The following is a 24,373-nucleotide window of genomic DNA, read 5'->3' on the forward strand; positions in this document are numbered from 1 at the left end:
CGACCTCGGCGCGGCGGGATGCGGAGCGGCGCGGCGGGATGCGGCGGGATGCGGGGTGGCAGTGCTGGCGGTGCGGCACCGGGCTCGGTTCGTCCTCCAGGCCGTGGGGGTCTTCGCGGCCGTGGCGGTGGTGGCGGCGGCCGGCCTGCTGTGGGGGCTCGGCGCCGCGCCCAGGACCGGCGCCCCCGGCTGCCCGCCCCGCGACACCCGCGTGACGGCCCCGTACGCGATCAGCGGCTACTGGATGGAGCCTCGCCCCGACCGGTGCGACACGCGGCGGACGTTGCAGGCCGTCCACGCGGCCGGAGGCGACACGATCATCACGTTCGGCCCACGCTTCGCCGCCGCCCGGGTGGACGGCGCGGGCCGCGTGCTCGCCGCGGAGCGCGGCGAGACGGCACGGACGCCGGTCGCCGACGAAGCCGGCGAAGGGGACACCGCCGGCGGCCCGGCCGCCGAAGCGGAGCCCGTCCGGACTCCCGCTGTGGAAACGGAGCCCGGCCTGCGGCCCGACCCCGTGTTCGCGGGGTGTGTCGAGCGGGGCCGGCCGTGCTACCTGGCCGCCCGCGACGCCGTCCGCGGCCAGCAGATCCGCCGCGTCTTCACCTACGTGACCAGCGAGAGCCTCGGCCCCGGCGCCCTGCGCTGCCCCGGGCTGGACCGGCGGATCGACGGCGGCGGGCGCGTCTACTACCGGCTGCTGCTCGGGCCGTCCTGCCGGTCCGGTCCGTACGACCTGGTGCTCGTCGCGACGGACGGCGACGGCGTCGGCAACCTGCTGGAGGAGGCCGCCGCGTACGGCATGCGGGTGTACCCGGGGCTGCCCGCCGCGCCGCAGGACCCGGCCAGGCCGTGGCAGCCCGACGCCGCCTCCACCGACGCGCTGAACGCCTTCACCGAGCGGGTGCTGACCGGCTACCGGGAGCGGTTCGGCGCGTCACCGGCGCTGGCGGGGGTGTACCAGTCGTTCGAGCTGGCCATGCGCGACCGCGGCCCGCGCGACCCGGTGCTCGCGCTCTACCGGGCGCAGCACGCGGTGGCCGCCGCCGTGCTGCCGGGCCGGACGATCGTGGTGAGCCCGTACTGGGACGCGCGCCGGTGGCGGGGCTTCCCGCCGAGCGTGGTGGGTGCCGGCTTCGCCGACATCGCGGCCACGCGGGCCGGCCTGCCCATGGCCATCGCCGTCCAGGACGGCCGGGGCGTCGGCAAGGTCCCGGTGTACGGGGCGGGCCAGGACGGCGAGCCGGTGGACACCCGGCTCGTGCCCGTGGCGGGGGCGGTGCCGTACCGGCGGGCGTACTACGGCTCGACCGCCGACTACGTGGCGGCCGCCGCGCGCCGCGCCGGGCCCGGCGCCGAGCTGTGGGTGAACGTCGAGGTCTTCGAGCCCACCCCGGTCCCGGGCGAGTGCGGCAGGAGCGACCCGCTGCCGCTGCGCGGGCGCGCCGCCAAGAGCCGGGTGGACCGGCAGGTCATGGCCGTCGGCCGGTACGCCACGAAGATCATCGCGTACGGCTGGGACCCGTTCCTCACCTGCCGGGACCGGCCAGGCGCGCCGTCGCTCGCGGACGCGATCACGGCCGGGTGGAACGACCCCCTCGTCATGGACGCGACGCGGAGGACGGTGGGAGGGCGCGACGGGATCGAGGTCCGGGGGCTCAACCTCGGGGGCGGCACGCTGCGGCTGACCTACCAGGAGGCCGGGGGAGCGGTGCGGACGGCCACCCTCACCCCCGAGCCCGGGGCCGACGCGCGAGACGACGGCCGAGCAGAGGACGGCGGCGGCCGATCCGACGGCGGCGGCCGGGGCCGGGAGGGCCGGTCGGGAGGGGTGGCCCGGGAGAGGGTCTGGGCGCCCTTCGACCCGGCCGTGATCGCCCCCGGCCGGCCGTGGCTCATGGTCACGGCCGTGAACGGCGCGGGCCGTACCAGCGGCGCGGGCTTCACCTTCCGATGAGGGCGGGACGCCTCCGGTGAGGGTGTGAAGCCTCGGGTGAGCGCGGGAAGCGGGCCCCGGCTCCGGTCAGGGCCGGAAGCTGGCGCGGTACTCCGTGGGCGTGCGCGCGGTCAGCTGCCGGAACGCGGCGTTGAACGCCGACAGTGAGGTGTAGCCGACCGTGAACGCGATCTGCGTGACCGGGGCGTCTCCTGCGGCCAGCTCCTCGATCGCGCGCAGCACCCGCATCCGGCGCAGGACCGCCCGCCACGTCATGCCGGTCTCGTCCTCGAAGCGCCGGGCCAGCGACCGGGGCGCCAGCCCCACCTCCTCCGCCACCTCCTCGAAGCGGACGTCGCCGCCGAGCCGCTGCTCGGTCAGCCGCAGGGCCCGGCGCAGCTCCGGTGACCGCCCCGCCGGCACGACGACCGGGCTCGGCCGCTCGGCGAGCCGCCGGCTCACCGCGGCGAGCGCGGTGAACAGCGTCTCGGCGTACGCCGGAAGAGGCTCGTCGCTCGGGCCCCAGGCGCCGCACTCGGCCACCAGCGCGCGTGCCAGGGGACTGAGGTCGAACACGGTCAGCGGCGCCGGTGGGGCCGGGGCGAATCCGGTGTCGAACAGCACCGACGCGGTCGTGGCCGGCTGCGGGACGCTCACCTGTATCGGCTGGCCCGCCTCGATCAGGGCGGCCCGTGCCGGCGGCAGCAGCCACGCCTGGCCCCGCGCCTCCAGCCGGAGGGCGCCGGCCGAGGCGCAGAGCAGGTAGTGGCGGTCCATGGTGAACGCACGAGCGGGCTCCGGCGGGAACGCACGGACGAAGCTGTACGCCTTCCGGGTCATCCGCGGCCTCGCATGAACCCATCGTAGGGAGCCGCCCTGACGCCGCTCAGGCGACGATCTCCATCGGCTCCGCGCGGAAGCGCCGGCTCACCGGGGACCCGGCCATCAGCGGCCGGAGCACCGCGCCGGCGCGCGCGAAGACGTCGGACTTCAGGTAGCCGTCGAACGACTCCTCGCCGTCCCACTCGTGCATCACGGTCACCCGGGTCTCGTCCTCGCGCGAGGCGAACACGCGGTAGGAGAGGTTCCCCGGCATCGCGCGCACCTGGTCGCGATCGGTGTCGAGGTGGGCCAGGGCCGCCGCCCGGTCGGAGGCGGCGGTGTCGAAGTCGACCATGGCAATGATCATGAGCATCTCCTGGATCGGGGCGGCGGCTGCCGCGGTGATGTCCCGATCCTCGCGCGGACCCGGTCCGGCCGGCTCCCGCCGGCCGGACGCGTTCACGCTTCCAACGGACGAGCCCGCTCCCGGCGTCCCAGGGTCAGGCGAGGGTCGCGGCGTAGGGGTCCCAGTCCGGCGGGAGCGGCTCGGGCACGGGCGGCGCGGAGCGGACCCGGCGGAACTCGCCGCGTTCCCCGGACGCCGTGACGGCCGTCATGATCTCCAGGACGTGCAGCGCCAGCTCGCCCGACGCCCGGTGCGGGACGCCCGCGCGGATCGACCGGGCGAGATCGAGGACGCCGATGCCGCGCCCCGCGACCGTGCCCTCCACCGGCAGCTCCCGCCAGTCGGTGTCGTGCAGCCCGCGGGCCAGCAGCGGCCCCTCGAAGGTGTTGGGATCGGGCAGCGACAGCGCGCCCTCGGTGCCGACGATCTCGATGAGCCGCTTGTCCACCGGCGAGTCGAAGCTGAACGTCGCCGCCGCGCCCGCGCCGCCCGTGAAGTCGATCAGCGCCTCCACGTGCGTCGGCACGTCCACGGGGAACACCGTGCCGGCCTTCGGCCCCGACCCGACCACCCGCTCGGCGCGCGCCCTGCGGGTGGTCGCCGACACCCGCGCGGCCGGGCCGAGCAGGGCGGTCAGCGTGGTCAGGTAGTACGGGCCGAGGTCGAACAGCGGCCCGCCGCCCGGCTGGTAGAAGAACTCGGGGCTCGGGTGCCAGGACTCCGGGCCGAGGTTCTGGGTGGCCGCCCTGACCGCGAACGGTTCGCCGACGAGGCCGGAGCGCAGCGCCCGCAGCGCCGACTGGATGCCGGCGCCGAGGAACGTGTCCGGGGCGTTGCCCACCCGCAGCCCGAGGTCGGCGGCCATGGCCAGCACCTTGGCCGCCTCCTCGGCGTCCAGCGCCAGCGGCTTCTCGCCGTACACGTGCTTGCCCGCCCGTAAGCAGGCCAGCGCCACGGCGGCGTGCGCGGCCGGGACGGTGAGGTTGACGACGATCTCCACCTCCGGCAGCGCCAGCACCGCGTCCAGGCCGCCCGAGACGGGCACGCCGTGCCGCTCGGCGACCTCCGCCGCGCGCGCCTCGTCGAGGTCGGCGACGCCCAGCACCCGTACGTCGGGGAAGGCCGTGAGGTTGCGCAGGTACTGACCGCTGATCACGCCCGCGCCCACCACGGCCACCCCGACCGGCCCGCCGCTCACACGCCCTCCAGCGCGTTCAGATGGTCCCGGCTGGCCGCGAGGGCCTCGAACACGTCGCCCGCGCAGTGGTCCAGCTCCACGATCCGCCACGCGCCCGGCGCCGCCGCCAGCACATCCGGCACCGGCATGACGCCCGCGCCGACCGCCGTGTGCGGCGACTCCTTGTCGCCGGGCCCGTCCTTGACGTGCAGCGCGAGCACCCGGTCACCGAGGCGGCGCAGCAGCGCGGGCACGTCGGCGCCGCCGACCGCCGCCCAGTACGTGTCCACCTCCAGGAACACCTCCGGCGCCAGCAGCCCGGCCAGCTCCTCCAGCGCGTGCCGCTCGCCGAAGCGCGGTTCGATCTCCCACCAGTGGTTGTGGTAGCCGATCCGCATGCCGTGGGCGGCGGCCCGCCCGGCCAGGCCGTTGAGCAGGTCGGCGGTGCGGGCCAGGCCGTCGCGGGTGGTGAACTCCTCGTGCGGGACGCCGCCCGGGATGACCACCAGCTCCGCGCCGACCGTGGCGATCGCGTCGAACACCTTCGCCGGCTCCTGGTCCAGCAGCGCGTACGCGTGCGTGATCGGCACCGTCAGCCCGAGGTCGTCCGCCACCCGGCGGAACCCCTCGGGGTCGGTGGTCGGGTCGAACGGCTCCACGGCGCCGTACCCCAGCCCGGCGACGCGGCGCAGCACCGCGTCGCGGTCGGCGGCGAGCTGGTCGCGGACGGTGTAGAGCTGTAAGGCGAGGGGGTTCGTCATCCGGCCGCCCCGCCGCGCGCGCCGAGCAGGTGCTCCAGCGCGAGCTGGTTGAGGTGGGTGAAGTGGTAGCCGCGCTCGGCCGCCGCGTCCGGGTCGAACTCCTCGGCGGCCAGGTCGGCGAGCGTCTCGCCGGGCGCCAGCGTGGGCACGGCGAGCTGGTCCACGCGGGAGGCGGCCAGCGCCTGCTGGACCTCCGGGTCGGCGCGGAAGGCGCGGGCCTTCTCGCGCAGGATGAGGTACGTGCGCATGTTCGCCGCGGCCGACACCCACACGTCCTCGGGGTCCTCGGTGCGCAGCGGCTTGTAGTCGAAGTGGCGCGGCCCGTCGTAGCCGCCGTGCTCCAGCAGGTCCACCAGGAAGAACGCGCTCTTGACGTCGCCGTGGCCGAAGACCAGGTCCTGGTCGTACTTCGGGCCGTGCTGGCCGTTCAGGTCGATGTGGAAGAGCTTGCCGTGCCACAGGGCCTGCGCGATGCCGTGGACGAAGTTCAGACCGGCCATCTGCTCGTGCCCGACCTCGGGGTTGAGGCCCACCATCTCCGGGTGCTCCAGCTCGTTGATGAACGCGAGCGCGTGCCCGATGGTCGGCAGCAGGATGTCGCCGCGCGGCTCGTTCGGCTTGGGCTCGATGGCGAAGCGCAGCTCGTAGCCCTGGTCGAGGACGTACTGGCTGAGCAGGTCGAGGGCCTCCTTGTAGCGGGCGAGGGCCGCGCGCACGTCCTTGGCCGCGTCGGATTCGGCGCCCTCGCGCCCGCCCCAGCACACGTACGTCCGGGCGCCCAGCGAGGCGGCCAGGTCGATGTTGCGCATGACCTTGCGGATGGCGTATCGGCGGACGTCGCGGTCGTTGCTGGTGAACGCGCCGTCGCGGAACACCGGGTGCGTGAAGAGGTTCGTGGTGGCCATGGGGACCTTCATCCCGGTCTCGCCCAGGGCCTTGCGGAACGCCTCGATGGCCTTGTCCCGGTCGGGCTCCACGGCGAGCAGGTCGTCGTCGTGGAAGGTGACGCCGTAGGCGCCGAGCTCCGCCAGGCGGTGTACGGTCTCCACGGGGTCGAGCGCGGGCCGGCTGGCGTCTCCGAAGGGATCACGAGCCTGCCACCCGACCGTCCACAGGCCGAAGGTGAAGCGATCATCGGGGGTTGGGATGAACGAGCTCATGGTGCCCTCTCGCCGCTCTAGGATTAAGTCCACAATCTGCACATAATCCTCGGAGGCAGATGTGGCATCGTCAAGAGGCGTGCGGCACGATTCCATGCGCGCCCGCAATCTCGCCGTCGTGCTCGGCGAGATCCGCGCGGCGGGCCCGCTCACGAGGGCCGCCCTGGCCGAGCTGACCGGGTTGACCAAGACCACCGTGTCGAAGCTGGTCTCCGACCTGCTCGACGCCGGCGTCGTCGTCGAGAACGGCGCCGTCCGCGACGGCGAGCGGGGCCGTCCCGGCGTCGCCGTGAGCCTCAGCGGCCACCGGATCGCCACGCTCGGCCTGGAGGTCAACGTCGACTACCTGGCCGCCTGCGTCGTCGATCTCACCCGCACCGTGCGCGTGCGCCGCGTCCGCCCCGCCGACAACCGCGGCTCCCGCCCCGAGGCCATCCTCGCCGACCTGCGCGAACTCGCCGGCCAGGCCGTCGCCGACGCCGAGCGCGCCGGGCTGCGCATCACCGGCGCAGCCCTGGCCGTGCCGGGCCCCGTCCAGGACGGCCTGCTGCGCAACGCGCCCCACCTCGGCTGGCGCGACATCGGGGTGGCGGGCCAGCTCGGCCTGCACGACCTGGCCTGCGAGGTCGACAACGAGGCCAACCTCGCGGCGCTCGGCGAGCTGTGGTTCGGCTCCGGCCAGAGCGACTTCCTGTACGTCTCGGGCGAGATCGGCATCGGGGCCGGGCTGGTGGTGGACGGGTCGCTGTTCCGCGGCACGTACGGGCTGGCCGGCGAGCTGGGGCACGTCGTCGTCGTGCCCGACGGGCCCGCCTGCCGCTGCGGCGGCCGCGGCTGCCTGGAGGTGTACGCGGGACAGGACGCGCTGCTCGGGGCCGTGGTCCCGATGCGCGGCCGGGTGGCGGCCCTGCCCGGCGCCGCCGCCGCGCTGCCCGCCGCCTCGGCCTCGATCGACGGGCTCGTGTCGCTGCTGGAGGCGGGCGACCGCGCGGCCCTCGCGGCGGCCGGCCAGGCGGGCGAGGCGCTCGGCCTGGCCCTCACCTCGGCGGTCCACCTGCTCGACCCGGGGACGATCGTGCTGGGCGGGGTGTTCGCGCGGCTGTTCCCCTGGGTGGAACGGCCCGCGTCCGACGTGCTGTCGGCGCGGCTGCGGCAGATGCGGCGCACGCCGCCGCGGGTCGCCATGTCGGCGATCGGCGCGGACGCGGCGGTGCTGGGGGCGGCGGGGCTGGCGATGCAGCGGGTGCTCGCCGACCCGGCGGGCGTCCTCGCCCTCTGACCCCCTCCCGGGACTCTTCCGGCTGACCCCCTTCCGGGGTCTTCCGTCAGGCGGCCAGGGCCCGGACGATGACGTCGGCGAGCAGAGCGGCCTGCGACCCGTCCTCGTCCAGGTCGGGATCCAGGATCGTCACCTGGAAGCCGGCCGCGCCGGGCAGCCGGAGCAGGCCGCGCAGCAGCCGTACCAGCTCGTCGGCCGACAGACCGCCGGGGGAGGGCGAGTCGACGGCCGACAGCACGGACGAGTCGAGCACGTCGGCGTCCACGTGGATCCAGAACCCGTCGAGCTCCGGCCTGGCCAGCACGGCCGCCGCCGCCTCCTCGCCCCGGGCGGCCACCTCGGCGGCGGGCACGTACGCGAGGCCGGAGCCCGCGACGTCCAGCAGATCCTCGCCCTCCCGCACACCGAGCACGATCACGTCCTCGTCCCGCACGTACGGCCGCAGGCCGTCGATGTCGGTCAGATAGCCGTCGCCGCGCCCGGTCACCAGCGCCAGGTCCTCCCCGGCCGCCGCGCCGACGTGCGGCGAGTTGCCCAGGTGGCGGAAGTCGGCGTGCGCGTCGAGGTACGCCAGCCCGTACCGGCCCTCGCGCCGCAGCGCCAGCGCGGCCCCGAGCACGATCGAGCAGTCACCGCCCAGCACCACCGGGAACCGTCCCTCGCCGCGCAGCCCGGCGAGGCGCTCGGCCAGCCTGCGCGTGTAGGCGGCGATGGCCTGGCCGTTGCGCACGCCGTCGCCGGGCTGCCAGGTGGACACGTACCGGGGCGGCACCACGGCTCCGGCGTCGCTCGCGCCGAGCCGCTGGAGCAGCCCGGCGTCCCGCAACGCCCACGGGGCCTTGTAGCAGCCGGGGACGCTGTCCGGCGCGGGCGGGCGCAGACCCAGGTTGGAGGGAGCGTCGAGGACGGCCAAGACTCTGTCAGTGGTTATAATGCTCATACTCCTGACGGTAGCACGGGCTGATGGGATGGCGGAATGCGGGTTTTCGCGGAGACGGGTCTGGTGGCGCTGGACCTGGCCAACACCTGGGACGCGTACCTGGACGAACCGGAACGACTGCCGGACGCGGCGGCGCTGCGCCGCTTCTGCGCGGAGCTGTCGGTGACGCGGAGCGAGGAGGAACCGGCGGATCGGGCGGATCTGGAGGATCTGGCGGATCAGAGGGATCTGGCGGATCTGGCGGAGGTGCGGGCGGTGCGCGATCGGCTCCGGGCCGTCCTGTCCGCCGACCCCGCGGACCGCTCACCGGCGCTGGCGCGCTGGACGGCCGAGCTGCCGCTACGCCCGGCCGTCGAGGAGGCGGACGGCGTCCCCCGGCTCCGGCTGGCCCCCGCGCCCGGCGCCTCGCTCGCCGGCCGCCTGGCCGTACGGGCCGTGCAGGAGTTGCTCGACCTGGCGGCGGAGGGTGACTGGGAACGGGTGCGGATGTGCGCCGCCGCCCCGTGCCGGGACGCGTTCGTGGACCGCAGCCGCCCGGGGCGGCGCCAGTTCTGCTCGACCCGCTGCGCCAACCGCGCCCACGCCGCCGCCTCCCGCGCCCGCCACCGCCCCTGAGACCCGCGCCCGCCACCGCCTCTGAGACCCGAGCCCGCCCCGCACACCAGGATCGGCCAGCCGTACGGACCCTGTGGCGACCACCCGTCGCTCGTGTGACCATCCATCCGCAGGAGACCACGTCGGCGGTCGGCAACCACCCCATGACCCGCCCTGGGCCCCGGGTGAGCGGCTGTCCCAGCAGGGCGGCCAGCGTGACCGCCCGCACGACCCCCGGAGCGGCCAGGAAGACGCTCTCCCAGGACGCGCTGGGCATCGCGACGAGGGAGGAGGGAGAGGTCGCTGTTCGATCCCTCATGCCGGCATTGTGCCGCCCTGTTGTGATCTTTGGCGGTAGCCTGGCGTGATTTCCGAGGAGACATCGATGGCGTCCGAAGCCGAAGATCGCATCAACCGGGCACTGCGCACCAGCACTCCCGTCCTGGACCTCTCCGGCCTGGAGCTCCGCAGCCTGCCGGCGACGCTGGCCGCGTTCACCTCACTCACCCACCTCAACCTGAGCTTCAACCAGCTCAGTGAGCTGCCGGAATGGCTGGGCGGGCTCACCTCACTCACCCGGCTTGACCTGGCAGGCAACAGACTCCGGGAACTTCCCGGATCTCTGGCTCACCTCCACGCTCTCCAGGGACTCGGCTTGGCCGGTCACCACCTCAAGGAGCTACCCGTGTGGTTGGGCGACCTCAAGGCGCTGACCTTCCTGGATCTGTCTGACGGCCCCCTGGAGGAGTTGCCTGAGTGGATGGGGAATCTCACCTCCCTCACCATGCTCGACGTCCACGCCAACAACCTCAGCGAGCTGCCCGATTCACTGGGAAACCTCGCCTCGCTCACCCGGCTCGACGTGGCGGACAACCCACTCAGCGAGCTCCCGGACTCGCTGGCCACGCTCCACGCCCTTGTCGAACTCGACGTCACCGACACGTACCTGAGTGAGCTGCCGAAATGGTTGAAGAAGCTCCCCTCGCTCGAACGGATCGACCTGAACGAGGCCGACTTCGACAAGATTCCCAAGTGGGCGTCCCGTCTGGTCGTGGACGGTGAAGATTCCGTCTAGTGCGACGCCTACTGGCACGCACGAGAACCGGCGAGCACGATCGGAACGGCGTCACCGCGCCTCGGCGCGGTCCGAGCGCGCCGCAGGAATCCCCGCCCATCGAGGTCAACGGAGCACGGTCACGGTCCGGGATGGTCGGCGAGCCATCGCTGAGCCCTCTCGGAGTAGATACCGGGCATCATCGCGACGGCGCCGATGAGCTGTCGTGCCTCTCGGATCCGCCCCGCCACCGTGAGAACCATCCCCCGGATGAACATCGAAGCCATGACGATGTCCACCTCCAGGGAATGGCTCCCGAGCATGGCGAACTCATACGCCCGGGCAGGCTCGCCCCGGCGGAGGCAGAGGTCGGCGAGCGCCACTCCCGCGGCCTCGGTCACCGTGCCGTGGTTCCCCCGCGCGAGCTGGGTCAGATAGGCCATCTGGGTCTCCTGCCTGCCGAGCTCGGCCTCGCGGAGCGCCAGGAGGTAGAGGGCTTCGGGAGATCCCCGGTCGCCGCAGAGCCTCGCACTGAGCAGGAGCTGTTCGTGGTAGAGCTCAGGCATGCCCCTGCGCTGGGCGATGAGTGCGAGTCCGAGGTGCGCCATGGCCCGGGTCTCGGATCGGCGGGAGATCAGCGCCTTCCTGAGCCACTTCTCCGCCTCTTCGGCGTCGGACGCGGACAGCATCGCGCCGATCCGGCGCGCGGCCGCGAACCCCACCTCGGGCGGGCCGGTGCGTTCGGCACGTCGCAGCGAGGCCAGGGCGAGGTCGGGCTCTCCGGCCTCGGCGAGGACTTCGCCTACGCGCAGCAGCCGCTCGGGGTCCTGCTCCGCGCCGAGGTCGCCGCGGGCGCGTTCCTTGCCGAGGGCACACATCCGCTTGAGCTCGGCGGCGTTCGCCTTGCGCGCCTGCGAGCCGTCGATCCACTTCAGGAAGATGCCGAGGCTTGAGCGGTGCAGGGATCGGAGCGTCTTGACGTCCTGGTCCGGCAGGTCGATCAGCGCGGCCTGGATCGCGCCGATGCCGTACCCCGTCCTCTCGGCGGCCGTCTCATCGTCCGGCTCCGGCCCGAACATCAGCAGTCGTCGGCGTTCTCTTACGGCCTCCGTGAGCTGCGGCAACCGGACTCCGGGAATATCCGCGAGGCTGTCATCGGCGCCCAGCGGATCCAGCGGAAGATGAGAGAGCTCTCGGGAGGCCGCCGCCGCCCGCGCGAAAGCGGCTTCCGCCGCGTCGAGCGAGCCCGCCGCCACGGCATGCTTGCCGTAGGCGACCCAGTAATCGGGGCTGCGCACCTGCGCGAGCGGTGCTCGCCGCAGGATGTCGAACGCCGGGCCGGTCCGGTCCGCCCGCGCGTACGCCGCGGCGACCTGCAGGAGGTTCATCACGGCGAGATGGGCGCTCGGAACCTCCGCCATCTGCACATCACGAAGGGAGGCGAGAAGCCGGTCGCCGCGCACGATGAGCTCCCGTAGGGCGGCCACGCCCGCGACCACGAAGTACGGGCCATGCAGGGCAAGATCCCGCGCCTCCGGCGGTATGGCGCTCAGGCAGCTCACCAGTGTCTCGTCGTATTCATCCAGCAACGTTGCGCGGTCTTCGTCGGCCACGAAGAAGAGGGCTTCCGTCGCCGGGTCACGGCAGATCAGAGGCAGCCATCTCTCGGCTCCGCAACCACACGCCACGGGCGCCGCAGGCAGGTCCGGGTCCTCGAGGAGCCTCCGGGTCTCCTCGGTCGAGTCGGAGGTGTCGAAGAAGACGCGACCCGACAGCGGCAACCCGTCTCCGCATCCCGCGCAACGGGCCGGCGCGTCATCGAGGGTCATCTCGTCCCGCCCGGGTTCGCCTCCCTGGCGGCGCGGAGCAGCTCGCCGGGGTTCGTGATGGTGAACGCGAGTTCGAAGGGCGGGCTCTGCCAGACCTCCAGATCCGAGCCGCCCGGTTCCCGCCATCGCACATGCAGTGACAGCAGATAGATCCACCCCTCCGCCGCATGGATCTGGAGGCTGTAGCCCTCGGTCTCCTGGGGTTGCAGCATGTGTGCGTGATCGAGCAGCTCGTAAACGCCCGGCGCCGGCTCGATCTCGACCGAGAGGGAGAACTGCTCGGGCAGCCCCTCCGGTAGGTCATGGTGCGGCGCGGCGGTCCTGCGGCACGAGATCACCTCCAGCCCCATGGAGACCAGCTTGACGAGCGCTCCCGCGACGTTGGTCACGGTGAACAGGACGCCGGCCGGGCGGTGCGCGGGCGTGCGCTCTCGGATCGCGTCGATGTCGACGATCACCCGGCTGTCATGGGCCTTGCCCGCCGAGCGGAGAATGTCCCCCCACCGTGGATCGCTCTCGCCGTATCGAGCATTGGCCTCCTTGAGGCCCGGCATCGCGGCGAAGGCAGCCCTCACGGGGATGCCCCATCCTCCGCCCCGCTCGCCCCGGCTCGTCTTGACGACCCCGGCGACGGCGCCGCCGGCCAGGTCCAGGAGCGGCGAGCCGCTCATGCCGGCGACCGCGTCGCCTGCCATCAACTTCAGCAGCTGCCCGCCCGCGACATCGTGCAGCCCTTCGTACGTGAACGTGCTCGGCTCCTCCGACGGCATCGGCGAGAAGGTCGTCGTGTAACCACGCGTGTACAGCCGCTGATCGATGACCGGAATCCGCTCGTCCAGCACGACGCACGGATGCTGTTCGTAGTCGCGGATCCGCAGCAGGCAGAGGTCGGGATAGGGGTAGAAGGCGTCCTCGCCGGCCGCCGCCGGGAACCGGGATTCCACCTCGGCGTCGAGCACGACACCCAGATGCCGCACTTCGACGATCTCGCCGATCGGCTCGTCGACGACATGGGCGCACGTGAGGACAGCGCCCGGCGCGACGAGGAAGCCGGTGCCGCCCACAGTGGAGTTGACGAGCACCAGCCGAGGCTTGAGCAGTTCGTCGATGCTACGCAGCAGCTTCACCCGTGCCCTCGCCGTCACTCTCCTCATCGCTGTCCGCCGCGCCGTGCGCCTGCTTGTCACGCGCCGTGTCCCAGGTCAACGTGAGCTTGAGGCTCGCCTTGCCGCCGGCCTCCGCCAGCACGCTCGCGACCTTGCCGCTCTTGACCGCGATCTCGATGCCGAACTCCACGCTGACCTGGTCGGGCCGTACTGACTCGACCGCGTCCGCGACTGTTCCGGCGACGCCGGTGACGACCTTCCTGAGGTCGTCGACCGGCAGCTTCCGCAAGACCTGGGTCGAGCCGACATCCGACGGGCCTTCGACGCGGACCCGCGCGAGAATGACCTCGCCGTCCGGCAGCTCGATGGGAACCACGTTCGACATGCCCGATCACTCCTCTTCCGCCAGCGAGGTATCTCCACGCCCAGAGATCGTCATCTCATCATGACCGCTGGGCCGGGCGCCCGGGCCTGGAATGCCGGGTTGTCAGGTCTCCGCGCGCGATGGCGATGGCCTACCAGGGCCGCGGGCCACAGCGCAGGCAATTCCTCTGACCTCGACTTCGTACCGGCCCGAGGTTCTGTGAGCAGGCTCTTGCCTTTTCCGGTCTGGCAGAGGGCCAAGCGTTTTCTGCGAACGCGGGTGACTCTCGGGGGTGCAGGGGGCCGGAGGCCCCTTGCCAAGGGGGTGTGGGGGAGCTCGGCTCCCCCACACAGCGCTGTCCGAGTCGAGACGCGCGGAGCGCGCCCCTTCGAGGGCCTTGCCTTTCAGGCCCTTCCGCTTCAGGCCCCTGTGGTCAGGCGAACAGGGTGCGGCCCCAGTAGTCGCCCGCGTCCCGCACCCCGGGCGGGCAGGCGAACAGCCCGCTCGACACGTGCTTGATGTACTCGTTCAGCGCGTCGTGCTTGGCCAGGTTCGTCTGCACCGGGACGAACGCCGTGCGCGGGTCGCGCTGGTAGGCGATGAAGAACAGGCCCGCGTCGAGCCGTCCGAGCCCGTCGGAGCCGTCCACGTAGTTGTAGCCGCGCCGCAGCAGGTGGGCGTTGCCGTTGTGGCTCGGGTGGGCGAGCCGGACGTGGGCGTCGGCCTTGATGTACGGCTGGCCGTCGGGCCCCGTGGCGTTGAAGTCGGGCGTGTCGAACTCGGCCTTCCTGCCCAGCGGCGCGCCCGCGCCCTTGTCGCGGCCGAAGATGGCCTCCTGCTCGGACAGGGAGGTGCGGTCCCACGTCTCGATGGTCATCCGGATCTTGCGCGTCACCATGTACGTGCCGCCGGCCATCCAGTCGTTGCCCGACGCCCACAGGTGGTCGCGCAGGAGCTGGGCGTCCTCCAGCTTCATGTTGTTGGTGCCGTCCTTGAAGCCCATGAGGTTGCGCGGCGTGCTCTGGGCGCGCGAGGTGGACGACGTACGGCCGAAGCCGAGCTGCGACCACTTCACCGACACCTTGCCGAACCCGATGCGGGCGAGGTTGCGGATGGCGTGCACCGCGACCTGCGGGTCGTGGGCGCACGCCTGCACGCAGATGTCGCCGCCGGAGATCTCCGGAACGAGCTGCTCGCCGGGGAACTTCGGCAGGTCGGCCAGTGCCGCCGGCCGCCGGGACGCCAGCCCGAACCGGTCGTCGAACAGCGACGGCCCGAACCCGATCGTCAGCGTCAGCCCCGAGGCGGGCAGGCCGAGCGCCTCGCCGGTGTCGTCCGGCGCGGCCTCCGGCGAGCCGCCGATCGCCCCGAACGTGCCCGCGTCCTTGCCCTGGGTCAGGCGGGCCGCCGCGGCGGTCCACTCCTGCAGCAGCTCGACCAGCTCGGCCCGCTTGTCGGTGATCACGTCGAAGGCGACGAAGTGCAGCCGGTCCTGGGCCGGGGTGACGATGCCGGCCTGGTGCTCGCCGTAGAAGGGGACGGGGTCGGAGGTGGAGGCGGCCCTGGCCACCGGCTCCTCCAGGAGGGAGCGGGTGGCGACGGCGCCCGCCCCCACGGCCGCCACGCCCGCCGCGCCCAGCCCGAACAGCTTCCTGCGGCTCATCCGGCCGGTGCGCTCCGCCTGGCGCTCGCGCTCCGCCGCCTGGTCGCCGTGCTCGCCCATCGCCGCGTCTCCCCGTCCGGTCGTCACTTCGTCACGCCTCTCCGCCCGGTCCGCCCGGTCCGTCCCGTCGTCACTTCGCCACGTCCATCCGTTCTGTCCGCCCGGCTGTCACTTCGCCACGATCGGGGCGATCTTGCTGATCGGCTCGCCGAGCGCGTTGATGGCGTCCGAGAGCTTCCTCAGCTCCTCCTTGGACAGCTCGTTGTGCAGCTTCCAGCCGTCGCCCTTCCGGTGGACGGCCAGGGCCGCCTCGGCCGCCGCGAACTTCTCGTCGAGCGTCTTGACCAGGTCGGGAGCCCGCTCCTCCAGGACCGGCCGCAGCGCCTGCACGGCCGCCTTGGAGCCTTGGAGGTTGGCGTCGAAGTCCCACAGGTCGGTGTGGGACCAGATGTCCTCCTCACCGGTGATCTTCCCGGTGGCGACCTCGTCGAGCAGCTCCTTGGCGCCGTTGGCGAGGTTGAGCGGGGTCAGCTCGGTCGCGTTGGCCTTGGCGACGATGGCCTTGACGTCGGCGATCAGCTTGTCGGCGATCGGGCCGTCCTTGGCGACGTCCTTGGTGATCCAGAGGTCCTTCTCGATGCGGTGGAAGCCGGTCCACTCCTCGCCCTGGGCGAGGTCGGCCTCGCGGGCGTCGATGGCGGGGTCGAGGTCGCCGAAGATCTCCGCCACCGGCTCGATCCGCTCCCAGTACGTACGCGACACCGGGTACAGCTCCTTGGCCTTGGCGATGTCGCCGCCCTTGACCGCGTCCACGAACTCCTGCGTCTTGACCAGCAGCGTGTCGCTCTGCGACTTGACGTAGCGCTTGTACTCGGCGGTGGCCCCGGCCAGCTTGGCGTCCTTGGTCAGCGGCTTGTGCTCGCCGGTCACCTTGAGCGGGTTGCGGATGCCCTTGCCCACCATGCCCGGCTTGCAGGCCGTCTCGTACGCCCCGGCGGGCAGCTCCGCGACCACCTCGCGGGTCAGGCCGGGCGCGATGTTCTCCACCTCGGCCATGACCCGGTCGCCCGGCGCGAACACGTAGAACTCGGTGACCTTGCTGCCGTCGTTGGTGACCGCGAACGTGCTGGTGCCGGCCGCCACCTCGGTGGCGGCCACCTTGCACTCGGTGTCGGACGCGGCCACGGTGATCTTGCCCGGCTTGCCCGGAGCGGCGGCGCCGGTCGTGGCCTGCTCCCCGGAGCCGCAGGCGGCCAGACAGAGCAGGGCCAGCACGCCGGCGGCCGACCCCAGGGCGTGGCGGGCTCGGGGGGTGCTGATGCGCATGGTGTTCCTCATCGGACTGCGACTCTCCGGGCGGTGTTCGATCGGGCGGTGTTCGATCGGGTGGTGTTGGTCGGGTGGGCGAGGTCAGGCGGAGGGCCGGGCGGCGGGGGAGGTGGACGCCGGCGTGGGCGTCGTCCGTGCGCGCTGCGGACGCAGGAACAGGAAGAGCGTGGGAACAACGTAGAGCAGCCAGGCGACGGCTTCGAGGACGCTGGGCTGTGGCGTGAGGTTGAGCGTGCCGGCCAGCAGCGCCCCGTACCAGGAGTCGGCCGGGACGACCGCGCTGACGTCGAAGGCGTACGTGCTGAGGCCGGGCAGCACGCCGGCCTCCTGCAGGTCGTGCACGCCGTACTTGAAGATGCCGGCCGCGACGAGGATGAGCAGCAGCCCCGTCCAGGTGAAGAACTTGGTGAGGTTGATCCGCAGGGCGCTCTTGTACAGGCCCCAGCCGATGAGCACGGAGGTGAGCAGGCCGAGGGTGATGCCGGCCAGCGGCGCGGCGGTGGCGGTGGCGCCCTGCACCGAGGCGAAGAACAGCAGCGCCGTCTCCAGGCCCTCGCGGGCGACGGCGAGGAACGCCATGACGACGACGGCCAGGGACCCCATCTGGAGGGCGTCGGTGAGCTTGCCCCGCAGCTCGCCGGAGAGCGCGCGGGCGGCGCGCCGCATCCAGAAGATCATCCAGGTGACGAACACCACGGCGAGGAGCGACGTGATCGCGTCGAACAGCTCCTGCCCGGTGTGGCCGAGGTGGGCGGCGGTGAAGGTGAGCAGCGCCCCGAAGCCCACGGAGAGCGCGACGGCGGCGCCGACGCCGGCCCACACGTACGGGAGCCCGTCCTTGCGGTCGCTCTTCACGAGGAACGCGATGAGGACCGAGACGACGAGGGTCGCCTCCAGTCCTTCGCGTAGTCCGATCAGGTAGCTGGCGAACACGGTCACTCCCGCAGCGGCGTAGGAAAGGCTTACCTAAATTAGGGCAGGTGGAGCCTACCTAATGCAAGCGGCTGCTCCGACGCCCCCCTCCGCGCGGCGTCCCGTCGCAGGTCGGCGCGATGGATCCGGCCCGGCGAACGTCTATGGTGGCCTATATCACCGCGTACAACCGGTAAAGCGCGGTGCGTGCGTTGCCCCTGGGAGCGGCCGGACGGGGAAGGTTGCCCCAAGAGTCCGTACGGGGGGATCGCGATGGACGGTCAGACGGGTGACGTCTTCGGTGTGCGGGTGGCGGGGCTGCCGTCCGACGGGCTGGAGGAGTTGCGGTTCACGCGCACCTGGGCGCTGGTGGACGAGATCCTCGCGGAGGAGCGCGGAGAGGAACCCCGTGAGGGGCCGGAAGACGAGGACGACGAGGACGACGGCCGCGCGTTCGGGCGCGACCCGTACGGCGCCCCCGTGCTCGACGGCGACGACGGCGAGGAGGGCGGCGGCTGGGCCGACGAGGCGCCGGGGGCGCTGGCCGAGGCGCTGGCCGCCGAGCTGGGCGACCGCGCCGACGCCCTGCGCTCGGTGGCCGGCGACGACGCGTTCCTGCGCGGCCTGGCCTGCTCGTGTCCCCGGCTGTCGGCGACCCTGGAGGGCTGGCTGGCCCGGCCGGGCGCGGTGCCGAAACGGCCCAAGCTGTCGCGGCTGGCCAGGAACGTCGCCCGCACCGCCGCCACGGCGAGCCCGCACGCCGCGTTCACGATCAGCGGGCTGGGCCGGTGGGAGGACGCCGGACCGGCCGTGACCCCGGCCGACGAGCTGCGCTGGAGCGCCGTGCCCGAGGTGGACCTCGGGACGGTGCGGCGCGTCTGGGCGGCGCTGGCCGACCGTCCGGGGCTGCGTGAGGCGGTGCGGGTGCGCGTCAACCCGAGCCTGTGGCAGGAGGACGGCAGGCTGTGGTTCCTCGGGGCCGCGCGCGGCGCCGGGGAGGCGGACGGCAGGCCCTTCCGTGAGCCTCGGGAGGCGGCGGAGCCCGTCGCGATCCTGGCCGAGCCGGCCGTGGCCGGGGCCCTGGCCTGGGTGCGGGCCACGCCGGAGCCGACCGTGGGCGCCCTGGAGCGCGCCGTCGCCGAGCCCGGCGTGGTCGGGCGGCTGCTGGCCCTGGGGCTCGTGGAGCGGGTGCGGCCGTTCGCCGACCAGGCGCTGGACCCGCTGGCCGACCTCGCCGCCTGGGTGGAGGAGGTCCTGCCGGGCGACTCGCCGGACCGCCCGTGGCTGCCCACCGCGTTGCGCGAGGCGGTCCAGGCGACCTACGGCGAGCGCATCAGGCCGGTGGCGGGCTGGCTGCTCGCCCGGCTCGGCGACACGGCCGGGCTCGGCGAGCGGAGCGTCCGCGTGGAGACGGCCGTCTCGACGGCGCCGCCCGCCGTGTGCGGGCGGGGCGCCTGGCAGCCGGTGCTGCGCGACCTGGACGCGGTGCGCCGCCTGGCCGCCGTGCTCGACCCGGACCTGCCGGTCAGGATCACAGCCGCCGAGCACTTCGTGGAGCGCCACGGCGCGGACGCCTCGGTGCCGTTCCTGGCCTTCTACCGCGACGCGCCCGCCGCGTGCGCGGACCTGCGGGCGCTGCTCGACCGCGCCGGGCCCGCCGCCGGATCGACGGCGCGCCGGATCAACCGGCTGCGCCGCGAGACGTGGGACGCGCTGTTCGCCTCGCCGCCGGACGAGCAGGGCGTGCTGGTGGCCGATCCGGACATCGTGGACAAGATGGCGGTGTCGTGGCCCGCGTACGTCCGGCCGCCCGGCTCCGTCACCTGTTACGGCCACCTGACCGCGGGACACGAGTTCGTGCTCAACACGCTCACCGCCGGGTACGGCCGGGGCGCCGGCCGGATCCGTCACCTGCTCTCCCGCGCCGGCGTGAGCGTGCCGGACGGCCCGCGGCGGCCGGTGGCCGAGTGCCTGGGCACGTTCGGCAACCACCTCAACCTGCGTCCCGCCTCGGCCGTGGCCGTGGACTACCCGTTCACGGTGGCGGAGGGCGCGGCGCTGTCGCTGACGGACCTGCGCGTCTCCTACGACCCGGCCACGCTGCTGCTGGTGCTGACCGGCCCGGACGGCGAGCCGGTGCGCCCCGCTCACCTCGGCGCGTCGGCGCCGCGCGCGCTGCCCGCGGCCTGGTCGTTCCTGCTGCGGGTCTTCGGCGAGCCGGTCGGGCTGGCGGTGGCGCCGTGGCGCTCGGCCGCGGCCGTGGACGAGGTGCAGGCCCGGCCCCGCCTCCGGCTCGGGCGGGTGGTGCTGGCGCGGGCCGGCTGGCGGATGCCGGTCGGGGAGCTGCCGGTGCCGTACGACGGGGAGGGCGACGCGGCGTACGTGCTGAGGACGGCGCGCTGGCTGGAGCGGCACGGGATACCGCGGCGGTTCTTCGTGCGCTTCGCCTCGGGACGGCGGGCCGCCCGCAGGCCGTTCTACGTGGACGTGACCGACCACTTCCTGCTGCTGGCGATGGCCCACGCGGCGGCCGGCAAGGACGGGAACGTGGTGCTGGAGGAGGCCCTGCCGGACCCGGTGGACGCCCCCGTGTACGGCGCGCACGGCCGCCGGGTCACGGAGTACGCGCTGGACGTCTCGGGCTGAGGTCCGTCAAGACGTCACAGAGGCTGCGGTCCGTCAAGGTGTCACAGAGGCTGCGGTCCGTCAGGGACGTCACGGAGTGCGCGCCGGACGTCCCGGCCGGACGTCCGCCAGGGACGGCACGTCGCGCGTGGTGCGCAGGAACACCGTCCCGAGCAGGGCCCCGGCCAGCAGGGGGGCGCCGTGGTTGTCGCCCAGGGCGGCGAGCGCGGCGCCGCCCACGAGCAGCGCGCCCGCCGCGATCCGCGGGGGAACGGGCAACCCGGCGCGCCCGCTCAGCGCCCACGCCGCCAGCCCGCCGGCCAGCCCGGCGACGGCCACGGAGCTGCCCGCGCTGTGGTGGTCGAACACGTAACTCCAGGCGTTGCCGGCCAGGCCGCCCGCCAGGTACAAAGCAGTCCAGCGGGCCCGCCCGAAGACCCGCTCCGCGGTGACGCCGGCGAGCAGCAGCATCGCCCCGTTGAAGATGATCTGGTGCGGGCCCTCCGGGTTGACGAGGATCGGGGTGATCAGGCGCCACCACTCGCCGTGGAAGAAGCCGTCGGTGCGGACGAGGGCGTGGGCGAAACCGGGGACGAGCAGCCCGGCGGCGGTGGTCACGGCGGTGACGCCGAGGACGGCCCAGGTGAGCAGGGGGCGGGCGGCGGAGGTCCGGCCCGATGGGGCGTCGGGGGACGAGGGGCGGGTCACGGCTGGTCCTCAGGGTGGCGGTTCACGGGGGGCCTTCCATGATGGACGGTCACGCGACGGGAGCGGGCTCCTTCAGCGGCTCGGGCCGCCGGTCGGTCGTGCGCAGCATGGCGGCGCAGATCAGGGCGGCGGTCATGACGGCGGCGGCCACCGCGAACACCACGCCCAGGGACGAGACGAACGCCCCGACCGCCGCCGGATGGGTGGCGACGCCGGAGATGTCGAGCCCCCCGGTCCTGGCGGCCAGCACGCGGGCCAGCAGCGAGCCGAGCACGGCCGAGCCGACGGCCATGCCGAGGTTCTGGAACCAGCGGATGCCGGTGGTGGCCACGCCGAGGTGGGCGGCCGGCGCCTGCTGCTGGACCAGCATGATGAGCTTGCCGAGGAGCTGGCCGAAGCCGAGCCCGACGAGCGTGAGAGCGGCCCGCACCAGCCACAGCGAGGTGTCCGGGCGCAGGAACGCGAGCCAGGCCAGGGCGAGCGCCGTGGCCCCCGTGCCGGCGACGAGGGAGGCGCGCACGGAGGCGTTGCGGCCGAGGAAGCCAGAGGCGGTCAGCCCCAGCGCCATGAAGACGAGGTAGCCGGCGGCCCCGGTGGCGGTGACGCCGCGCGCCACCTGGAGGTAGAGCATCAGGTAGACCATGGTGCCGACCATGGCGACGCTGCACAGGGCCTGCACGAGGAACGCGCCGCGCAGGGCGCCGACGCGGAAGAGGCTCAGCGGCAGGACGGGGTGCTCGGCGGTGGCCTGCCGCCGCAGGAACAGGGCGAGCGACACGATCGCGGCGGCGCCCAGGCCGAGGATCATCGGCGAGGTCCAGGCGTACTCGGTGCCGCCCCAGTCGCAGACCAGCAGCAGGGAGCAGGCGAAGGCGGCGGCGAGCGCGGCGCCCGCGACGTCGACGGAGCCCCTGACGGCGTGCCGGGGGATGCGGACCGCCCACAGGGCCCCGCCGATGATCAGTGCGGTGATCGGCAGGTTGACGAGGAAGGCCAGCCGCCAGTCGCCGTGGTCGGCGAACAGGCCGCCCAGCAGCGGGCCGACCGCGAAGCCGATGCCCGCGACGAGCCCGGCGGCGGCCCCCGGGCCGCTCGTGTCGCCGGGCCGGCGCAGGTGGGCCTCACCACCATGGTCACGCTCATCAGGCCGCCCGCGCCGATGCCCTGCACCGCGCGGAAGGCGATGAGCTGGCCCATGCTCTGCGCGAGCCCGCACAGCAGGGAGCCGAGCGCGAACGTGCCCACCGCGCCGAGGAAGACCTGCTTGGCGCCGAGCGCGTCGCACAGCCGGCCGTACAGGGGGAGCACGGAGGTGGCGCCCAGGGCGAACGCGGTGACCAGCCAGGCGACGTGGTCGAGCCCGCCGGCGGGGTCGAGCTCGCGCACGATCGGGACGATCGCGGAGGAGACGATGTTCTGGTCGAGCACTGCCACGACGATCGTGAGCAGGCAGAGCAGCTTGGCCACTCCGAGCTGTTTGTCGGTCATGCCATTACTCTAAGACGAAATTTACACTGAGACAACTTTTCCTCTCAGGGTAGTATCGCTCCCATGGAACTCGGCTTGCGGGAGACGAAGAAGCTGCAGACCCAGCGGGAGATCTGGGAAACGGCGATCCGGATGTTCGTGGAGCGCGGCTTCGACGACGTGTCGGTGGCGGAGATCGCCGCTGCGGTCCAGGTGTCGAGGAAGACGGTCTTCAACTACTTCGCGACGAAGGAGGACATCGTCCTTTCGCCCATGGACGCGCACGTGGAGGACTCCGCCCGCGTCGTGCGCGAGCGCGCCCCGGGCGAGCCGGCCGTGGTCGCTCTGCGCCGCGACTACCTCGACCGCCTCGCCCGGCGGGACGCCTCGGTGGGGATCAACGACGCGCCGCACACCCTCGCCGTCATGCGGCTCATCCTCACCACCCCCGCCCTCACGACCAGGGCCTACGTCTTCCACGAACGCGCCCGGGAACTGCTGACCCGCGAGCTGGCCGCCCAGTCGGGACGCGACGACGTGACGGCCCGCGTGGCGGCGGCCCAGATCACCTCCACGCGCGCCGCCCTGACCGGCGAGAACCTGCGCCGCCTGCTGGCGGGCGAGCCGTCCGACGCGGTGTACCCCGACGCCGTGGCCGACGCCGAGCGCGCCTTCGACCTGCTGGAGCACGGCCTCGGCGACTACTGCGGACACGCGGGCGGACACGCGGGCGGCGCCGCGTGAACGCGGGCCGCGAAGCCCTCACGGCCGCCCACCACCTGGCGGACCTCGGCCGGTGGCGCGAGGCTGCCGAGGCCCTGCGCCCCGCGCTGGCCGCCGAGGACACCGCCTACGAGGCGCACTGCCTGCATGCCCACTGCCTGCTCAACGCCCGGTCCGCACTGAGTCCCCTGTGGTGGTCCGAGTCCCGCGGGGCCGTGCGGGCCGCGCTCCGCCTCGAACCGCACGGCGCGTGGGCGCATCGCCTGCTGGCCCTGCTGCTCCTGGACGAAGGCCGCAAAGCCGCCGCGCTGCGGGAGGCCGTGGAAGCGGTCCGGATCAACCCCGAGGACGCGGGGGCGCTGAACGTGCTGGCGCGCTGCCAGCTGGCGTGCTTCAAGGTCGACGAGGCGCGGCGCACGGCCGGCGCGGCGATCGAGGCGAATCCCCAGGACCCGTTCGCCTACCTCACGCTCGCCGAGGTGGCCCGGGCCAGGTATGACTGGGCGGAGGCCGAACGCGCCTACCGGGACGGGCTCCGGCTCGACCCGGAGCACGAGGCGCTCGCCCTGGGCCTCGGCGAGCTGCTGTTCATGCTGCACCGCACCCTGGAGTCGGCGGAGGTCTATCTCGGCGCCGCCCGCGTCAGCCCGGAGAACGACGCGCTCAGCAAGGCGTTCACCGAGATCTGGTGGCACCTGCGCATCATCAAGGACAAATGGCGGCGCAATCCCCGTTCGGCGGCGGCTCCCGAGCTCGCGGACCTGGCCGAGCTGATCGGGCCGGCCCGCTCGGAGCCGATCGACGCCGCCGTCCGCGACCTGCGCGCCGCCACGTCGGAGTCCCGCGTCAAGGTGGAGAAACTGCTCGAACGGGCCCTCGACGTCTTCGGCTCGGTCGCCGAGCTCATGGGCGCGACCGCGTACACGAGTCCGGGCCCCGGCACCGAGCTGAAGAGCTTCGCCTACCCCATGCCGGCTGTGCCCGGCCCGCCGGCCGAGTCGGGCTGGTACGTCCTCGGCATGGACGACGACCCGGTCCCCGGCGACGTCTCCCGCTTCAGGCTCGCGGTGGCGACGCTCGGCTACGAGGGCGAGCTCACGGCCGAGTACGCCGCCGAGTTCGACGCGGTGGCCCACGGGAGCGCGGGCCTGCGCGTGCGCGACGGCGACGACGCCGACTTCCACGAGCTCATGGTGGAGATCCACGAGGAGACCACCCGGCTCGCCCTCACCTATCGCGCCTGGGCCGACGCGCTGTCGGCGTTCGCCGCCGGTGTGACGCTCGCCAAGGACCAGTCGTCAGGAGCGCGAAGCTGGGCGGCGAGCGCGACCCGCTTCCGCGACCACGCCACCACGGCCGAGCAGGCGCGCGAGTGGGAGGACGAACGCCAGGAGGCGATCCGCTCCGCCCACGCGGCGGCCGGGCTCCGCAACGAGGCCGAGGCCCGCTGCGTGGAGGCGCTCCGCGCGGCGCTGCCCCGGTGAGGCCGCGCGAAGGGCGGCCCTTGCCGCTGCCCCG

General features: G+C 73.5%; 22 protein-coding genes. 7 read left to right on the forward strand and 15 right to left on the reverse strand.

Annotated features, from left to right (window positions below; genetic code table 11):
* Positions 1–55: 55 nt before the first annotated feature.
* On the forward strand, positions 56–1,957 hold the full coding sequence (locus HT134_RS14475; protein WP_175600843.1) for a DUF4434 domain-containing protein: 1,902 nt from the start codon (positions 56–58) through the stop codon (positions 1,955–1,957).
* Between the two features lie 66 nt (positions 1,958–2,023).
* Here HT134_RS14475 and HT134_RS14480 read toward each other — a convergent pair whose 3' ends face one another.
* The 5 genes from HT134_RS14480 to xylA all read right to left on the reverse strand — a co-directional run bounded on the left by HT134_RS14480 (position 2,024) and on the right by xylA (position 6,262).
* Positions 2,024–2,776: a helix-turn-helix transcriptional regulator gene (locus tag HT134_RS14480; RefSeq protein WP_175600844.1), complete on the reverse strand. Its 753-nt coding sequence runs from the start codon at positions 2,774–2,776 to the stop codon at positions 2,024–2,026.
* A 46-nt stretch (positions 2,777–2,822) separates the two neighbouring features.
* Positions 2,823–3,125, reverse strand: a complete 303-nt coding sequence (locus tag HT134_RS14485; RefSeq protein WP_175600845.1) for a putative quinol monooxygenase — start codon at positions 3,123–3,125, stop codon at positions 2,823–2,825.
* Positions 3,126–3,258: 133 nt separating this feature from the next.
* Entirely contained in the window at positions 3,259–4,362 is a 1,104-nt protein-coding gene (locus tag HT134_RS14490) for a Gfo/Idh/MocA family protein (RefSeq protein ID WP_175600846.1), read from the reverse strand.
* Entirely contained in the window at positions 4,359–5,102 is a 744-nt protein-coding gene (locus HT134_RS14495) for a sugar phosphate isomerase/epimerase family protein (protein WP_175600847.1), read from the reverse strand. Before HT134_RS14495 ends, HT134_RS14490 begins: the two co-directional genes overlap by 4 nt.
* On the reverse strand, positions 5,099–6,262 hold the full coding sequence (gene xylA / locus HT134_RS14500) for a xylose isomerase (protein ID WP_175600848.1): 1,164 nt from the start codon (positions 6,260–6,262) through the stop codon (positions 5,099–5,101). Before xylA ends, HT134_RS14495 begins: the two co-directional genes overlap by 4 nt.
* Before the next feature lie 79 nt (positions 6,263–6,341).
* Here xylA and HT134_RS14505 point away from each other — a divergent pair, with 79 nt between their 5' ends.
* A complete protein-coding gene (locus HT134_RS14505; protein WP_312888125.1) occupies positions 6,342–7,541 on the forward strand; it encodes an ROK family transcriptional regulator in 1,200 nt (399 codons plus the stop codon).
* A 46-nt stretch (positions 7,542–7,587) separates the two neighbouring features.
* Here HT134_RS14505 and HT134_RS14510 read toward each other — a convergent pair whose 3' ends face one another.
* Positions 7,588–8,481: an arginase family protein gene (locus HT134_RS14510; RefSeq protein ID WP_175600849.1), complete on the reverse strand. Its 894-nt coding sequence runs from the start codon at positions 8,479–8,481 to the stop codon at positions 7,588–7,590.
* Between the two features lie 36 nt (positions 8,482–8,517).
* On the opposite strand from HT134_RS14510, the gene HT134_RS46950 reads away from it, so the two are divergent.
* Positions 8,518–9,096 carry a CGNR zinc finger domain-containing protein gene (locus HT134_RS46950; protein ID WP_175600850.1) on the forward strand — a complete coding sequence of 193 codons (579 nt, stop codon included), beginning with the start codon at positions 8,518–8,520 and terminating at the stop codon, positions 9,094–9,096.
* A 364-nt stretch (positions 9,097–9,460) separates the two neighbouring features.
* Complete coding sequence (locus HT134_RS14520; RefSeq protein WP_175600851.1) at positions 9,461–10,150, forward strand: leucine-rich repeat domain-containing protein; 690 nt, start codon at positions 9,461–9,463, stop codon at positions 10,148–10,150.
* A gap of 119 nt (positions 10,151–10,269) precedes the next feature.
* On the opposite strand, the gene HT134_RS14525 is transcribed toward HT134_RS14520, so the two are convergent.
* From HT134_RS14525 to efeU, 6 genes are all read right to left on the reverse strand, one after another.
* Complete coding sequence (locus HT134_RS14525; RefSeq protein ID WP_175600852.1) at positions 10,270–11,958, reverse strand: tetratricopeptide repeat protein; 1,689 nt, start codon at positions 11,956–11,958, stop codon at positions 10,270–10,272.
* Positions 11,955–13,085, reverse strand: coding sequence for a S1 family peptidase (locus HT134_RS14530; RefSeq protein WP_175600853.1), 1,131 nt, complete (start codon positions 13,083–13,085; stop codon positions 11,955–11,957). The genes HT134_RS14525 and HT134_RS14530 overlap by 4 nt, the downstream gene beginning before the upstream one ends.
* Positions 13,069–13,449, reverse strand: coding sequence for a CU044_2847 family protein (locus HT134_RS14535; RefSeq protein ID WP_175600854.1), 381 nt, complete (start codon positions 13,447–13,449; stop codon positions 13,069–13,071). Before HT134_RS14535 ends, HT134_RS14530 begins: the two co-directional genes overlap by 17 nt.
* 412 nt (positions 13,450–13,861) lie before the next feature.
* Positions 13,862–15,178, reverse strand: a complete 1,317-nt coding sequence (gene efeB, locus HT134_RS14540; protein ID WP_312888126.1) for an iron uptake transporter deferrochelatase/peroxidase subunit — start codon at positions 15,176–15,178, stop codon at positions 13,862–13,864.
* An 81-nt stretch (positions 15,179–15,259) separates the two neighbouring features.
* On the reverse strand, positions 15,260–16,417 hold the full coding sequence (gene efeO, locus HT134_RS14545; RefSeq protein WP_175600855.1) for an iron uptake system protein EfeO: 1,158 nt from the start codon (positions 16,415–16,417) through the stop codon (positions 15,260–15,262).
* A gap of 84 nt (positions 16,418–16,501) precedes the next feature.
* A complete protein-coding gene (gene efeU, locus HT134_RS14550) occupies positions 16,502–17,353 on the reverse strand; it encodes an iron uptake transporter permease EfeU (RefSeq protein WP_175600856.1) in 852 nt (283 codons plus the stop codon).
* Positions 17,354–17,605: 252 nt separating this feature from the next.
* Here efeU and HT134_RS14555 point away from each other — a divergent pair, with 252 nt between their 5' ends.
* Entirely contained in the window at positions 17,606–19,978 is a 2,373-nt protein-coding gene (locus tag HT134_RS14555) for a lantibiotic dehydratase (protein ID WP_175600857.1), read from the forward strand.
* Between the two features lie 69 nt (positions 19,979–20,047).
* On the opposite strand, the gene HT134_RS14560 is transcribed toward HT134_RS14555, so the two are convergent.
* From HT134_RS14560 to HT134_RS45590, 3 genes are read right to left on the reverse strand one after another with little or no spacing between them, the layout of a single operon-like run.
* Positions 20,048–20,665: a rhomboid family intramembrane serine protease gene (locus HT134_RS14560; protein WP_175600858.1), complete on the reverse strand. Its 618-nt coding sequence runs from the start codon at positions 20,663–20,665 to the stop codon at positions 20,048–20,050.
* A 49-nt stretch (positions 20,666–20,714) separates the two neighbouring features.
* Positions 20,715–21,722 carry an MFS transporter gene (locus HT134_RS46955; protein WP_312888140.1) on the reverse strand — a complete coding sequence of 336 codons (1,008 nt, stop codon included), beginning with the start codon at positions 21,720–21,722 and terminating at the stop codon, positions 20,715–20,717.
* Positions 21,626–22,153: an MFS transporter gene (locus tag HT134_RS45590; RefSeq protein ID WP_246364389.1), complete on the reverse strand. Its 528-nt coding sequence runs from the start codon at positions 22,151–22,153 to the stop codon at positions 21,626–21,628. Before HT134_RS45590 ends, HT134_RS46955 begins: the two co-directional genes overlap by 97 nt.
* Before the next feature lie 63 nt (positions 22,154–22,216).
* Here HT134_RS45590 and HT134_RS14570 point away from each other — a divergent pair, with 63 nt between their 5' ends.
* The gene (locus HT134_RS14570) at positions 22,217–22,876 is read left to right on the forward strand and encodes a TetR/AcrR family transcriptional regulator (protein WP_175600860.1); all 660 of its coding nucleotides are present in this window, start codon (positions 22,217–22,219) and stop codon (positions 22,874–22,876) included.
* Positions 22,873–24,339, forward strand: a complete 1,467-nt coding sequence (locus tag HT134_RS14575; RefSeq protein ID WP_175600861.1) for a tetratricopeptide repeat protein — start codon at positions 22,873–22,875, stop codon at positions 24,337–24,339. Before HT134_RS14570 ends, HT134_RS14575 begins: the two co-directional genes overlap by 4 nt.
* Positions 24,340–24,373: the final 34 nt, after the last annotated feature.

Source organism: Nonomuraea rhodomycinica (genome assembly GCF_013363995.1).
Taxonomy (GTDB): Bacteria; Actinomycetota; Actinomycetes; order Streptosporangiales; family Streptosporangiaceae; genus Nonomuraea; species Nonomuraea rhodomycinica.

What these genes read in the sequence shown, in the direction of transcription:
- HT134_RS14535 (WP_175600854.1), bottom strand. Translation starts at nt 13,449, where the DNA reads ATGTCGAACGTGGTTCCCATCGAGCTGCCGGACGGCGAGGTCATTCTC.
- HT134_RS14570 (WP_175600860.1), top strand. Translation starts at nt 22,217, where the DNA reads ATGGAACTCGGCTTGCGGGAGACGAAGAAGCTGCAGACCCAGCGGGAG.
- HT134_RS46950 (WP_175600850.1), top strand. Translation starts at nt 8,518, where the DNA reads ATGCGGGTTTTCGCGGAGACGGGTCTGGTGGCGCTGGACCTGGCCAAC.
- HT134_RS14525 (WP_175600852.1), bottom strand. Translation starts at nt 11,958, where the DNA reads ATGACCCTCGATGACGCGCCGGCCCGTTGCGCGGGATGCGGAGACGGG.
- HT134_RS14555 (WP_175600857.1), top strand. Translation starts at nt 17,606, where the DNA reads ATGGACGGTCAGACGGGTGACGTCTTCGGTGTGCGGGTGGCGGGGCTG.
- HT134_RS45590 (WP_246364389.1), bottom strand. Translation starts at nt 22,153, where the DNA reads ATGACCGACAAACAGCTCGGAGTGGCCAAGCTGCTCTGCCTGCTCACG.
- HT134_RS14480 (WP_175600844.1), bottom strand. Translation starts at nt 2,776, where the DNA reads ATGACCCGGAAGGCGTACAGCTTCGTCCGTGCGTTCCCGCCGGAGCCC.
- HT134_RS14495 (WP_175600847.1), bottom strand. Translation starts at nt 5,102, where the DNA reads ATGACGAACCCCCTCGCCTTACAGCTCTACACCGTCCGCGACCAGCTC.
- efeO (WP_175600855.1), bottom strand. Translation starts at nt 16,417, where the DNA reads ATGCGCATCAGCACCCCCCGAGCCCGCCACGCCCTGGGGTCGGCCGCC.
- HT134_RS14485 (WP_175600845.1), bottom strand. Translation starts at nt 3,125, where the DNA reads ATGATCATTGCCATGGTCGACTTCGACACCGCCGCCTCCGACCGGGCG.
- HT134_RS14520 (WP_175600851.1), top strand. Translation starts at nt 9,461, where the DNA reads ATGGCGTCCGAAGCCGAAGATCGCATCAACCGGGCACTGCGCACCAGC.
- HT134_RS14510 (WP_175600849.1), bottom strand. Translation starts at nt 8,481, where the DNA reads ATGAGCATTATAACCACTGACAGAGTCTTGGCCGTCCTCGACGCTCCC.
- xylA (WP_175600848.1), bottom strand. Translation starts at nt 6,262, where the DNA reads ATGAGCTCGTTCATCCCAACCCCCGATGATCGCTTCACCTTCGGCCTG.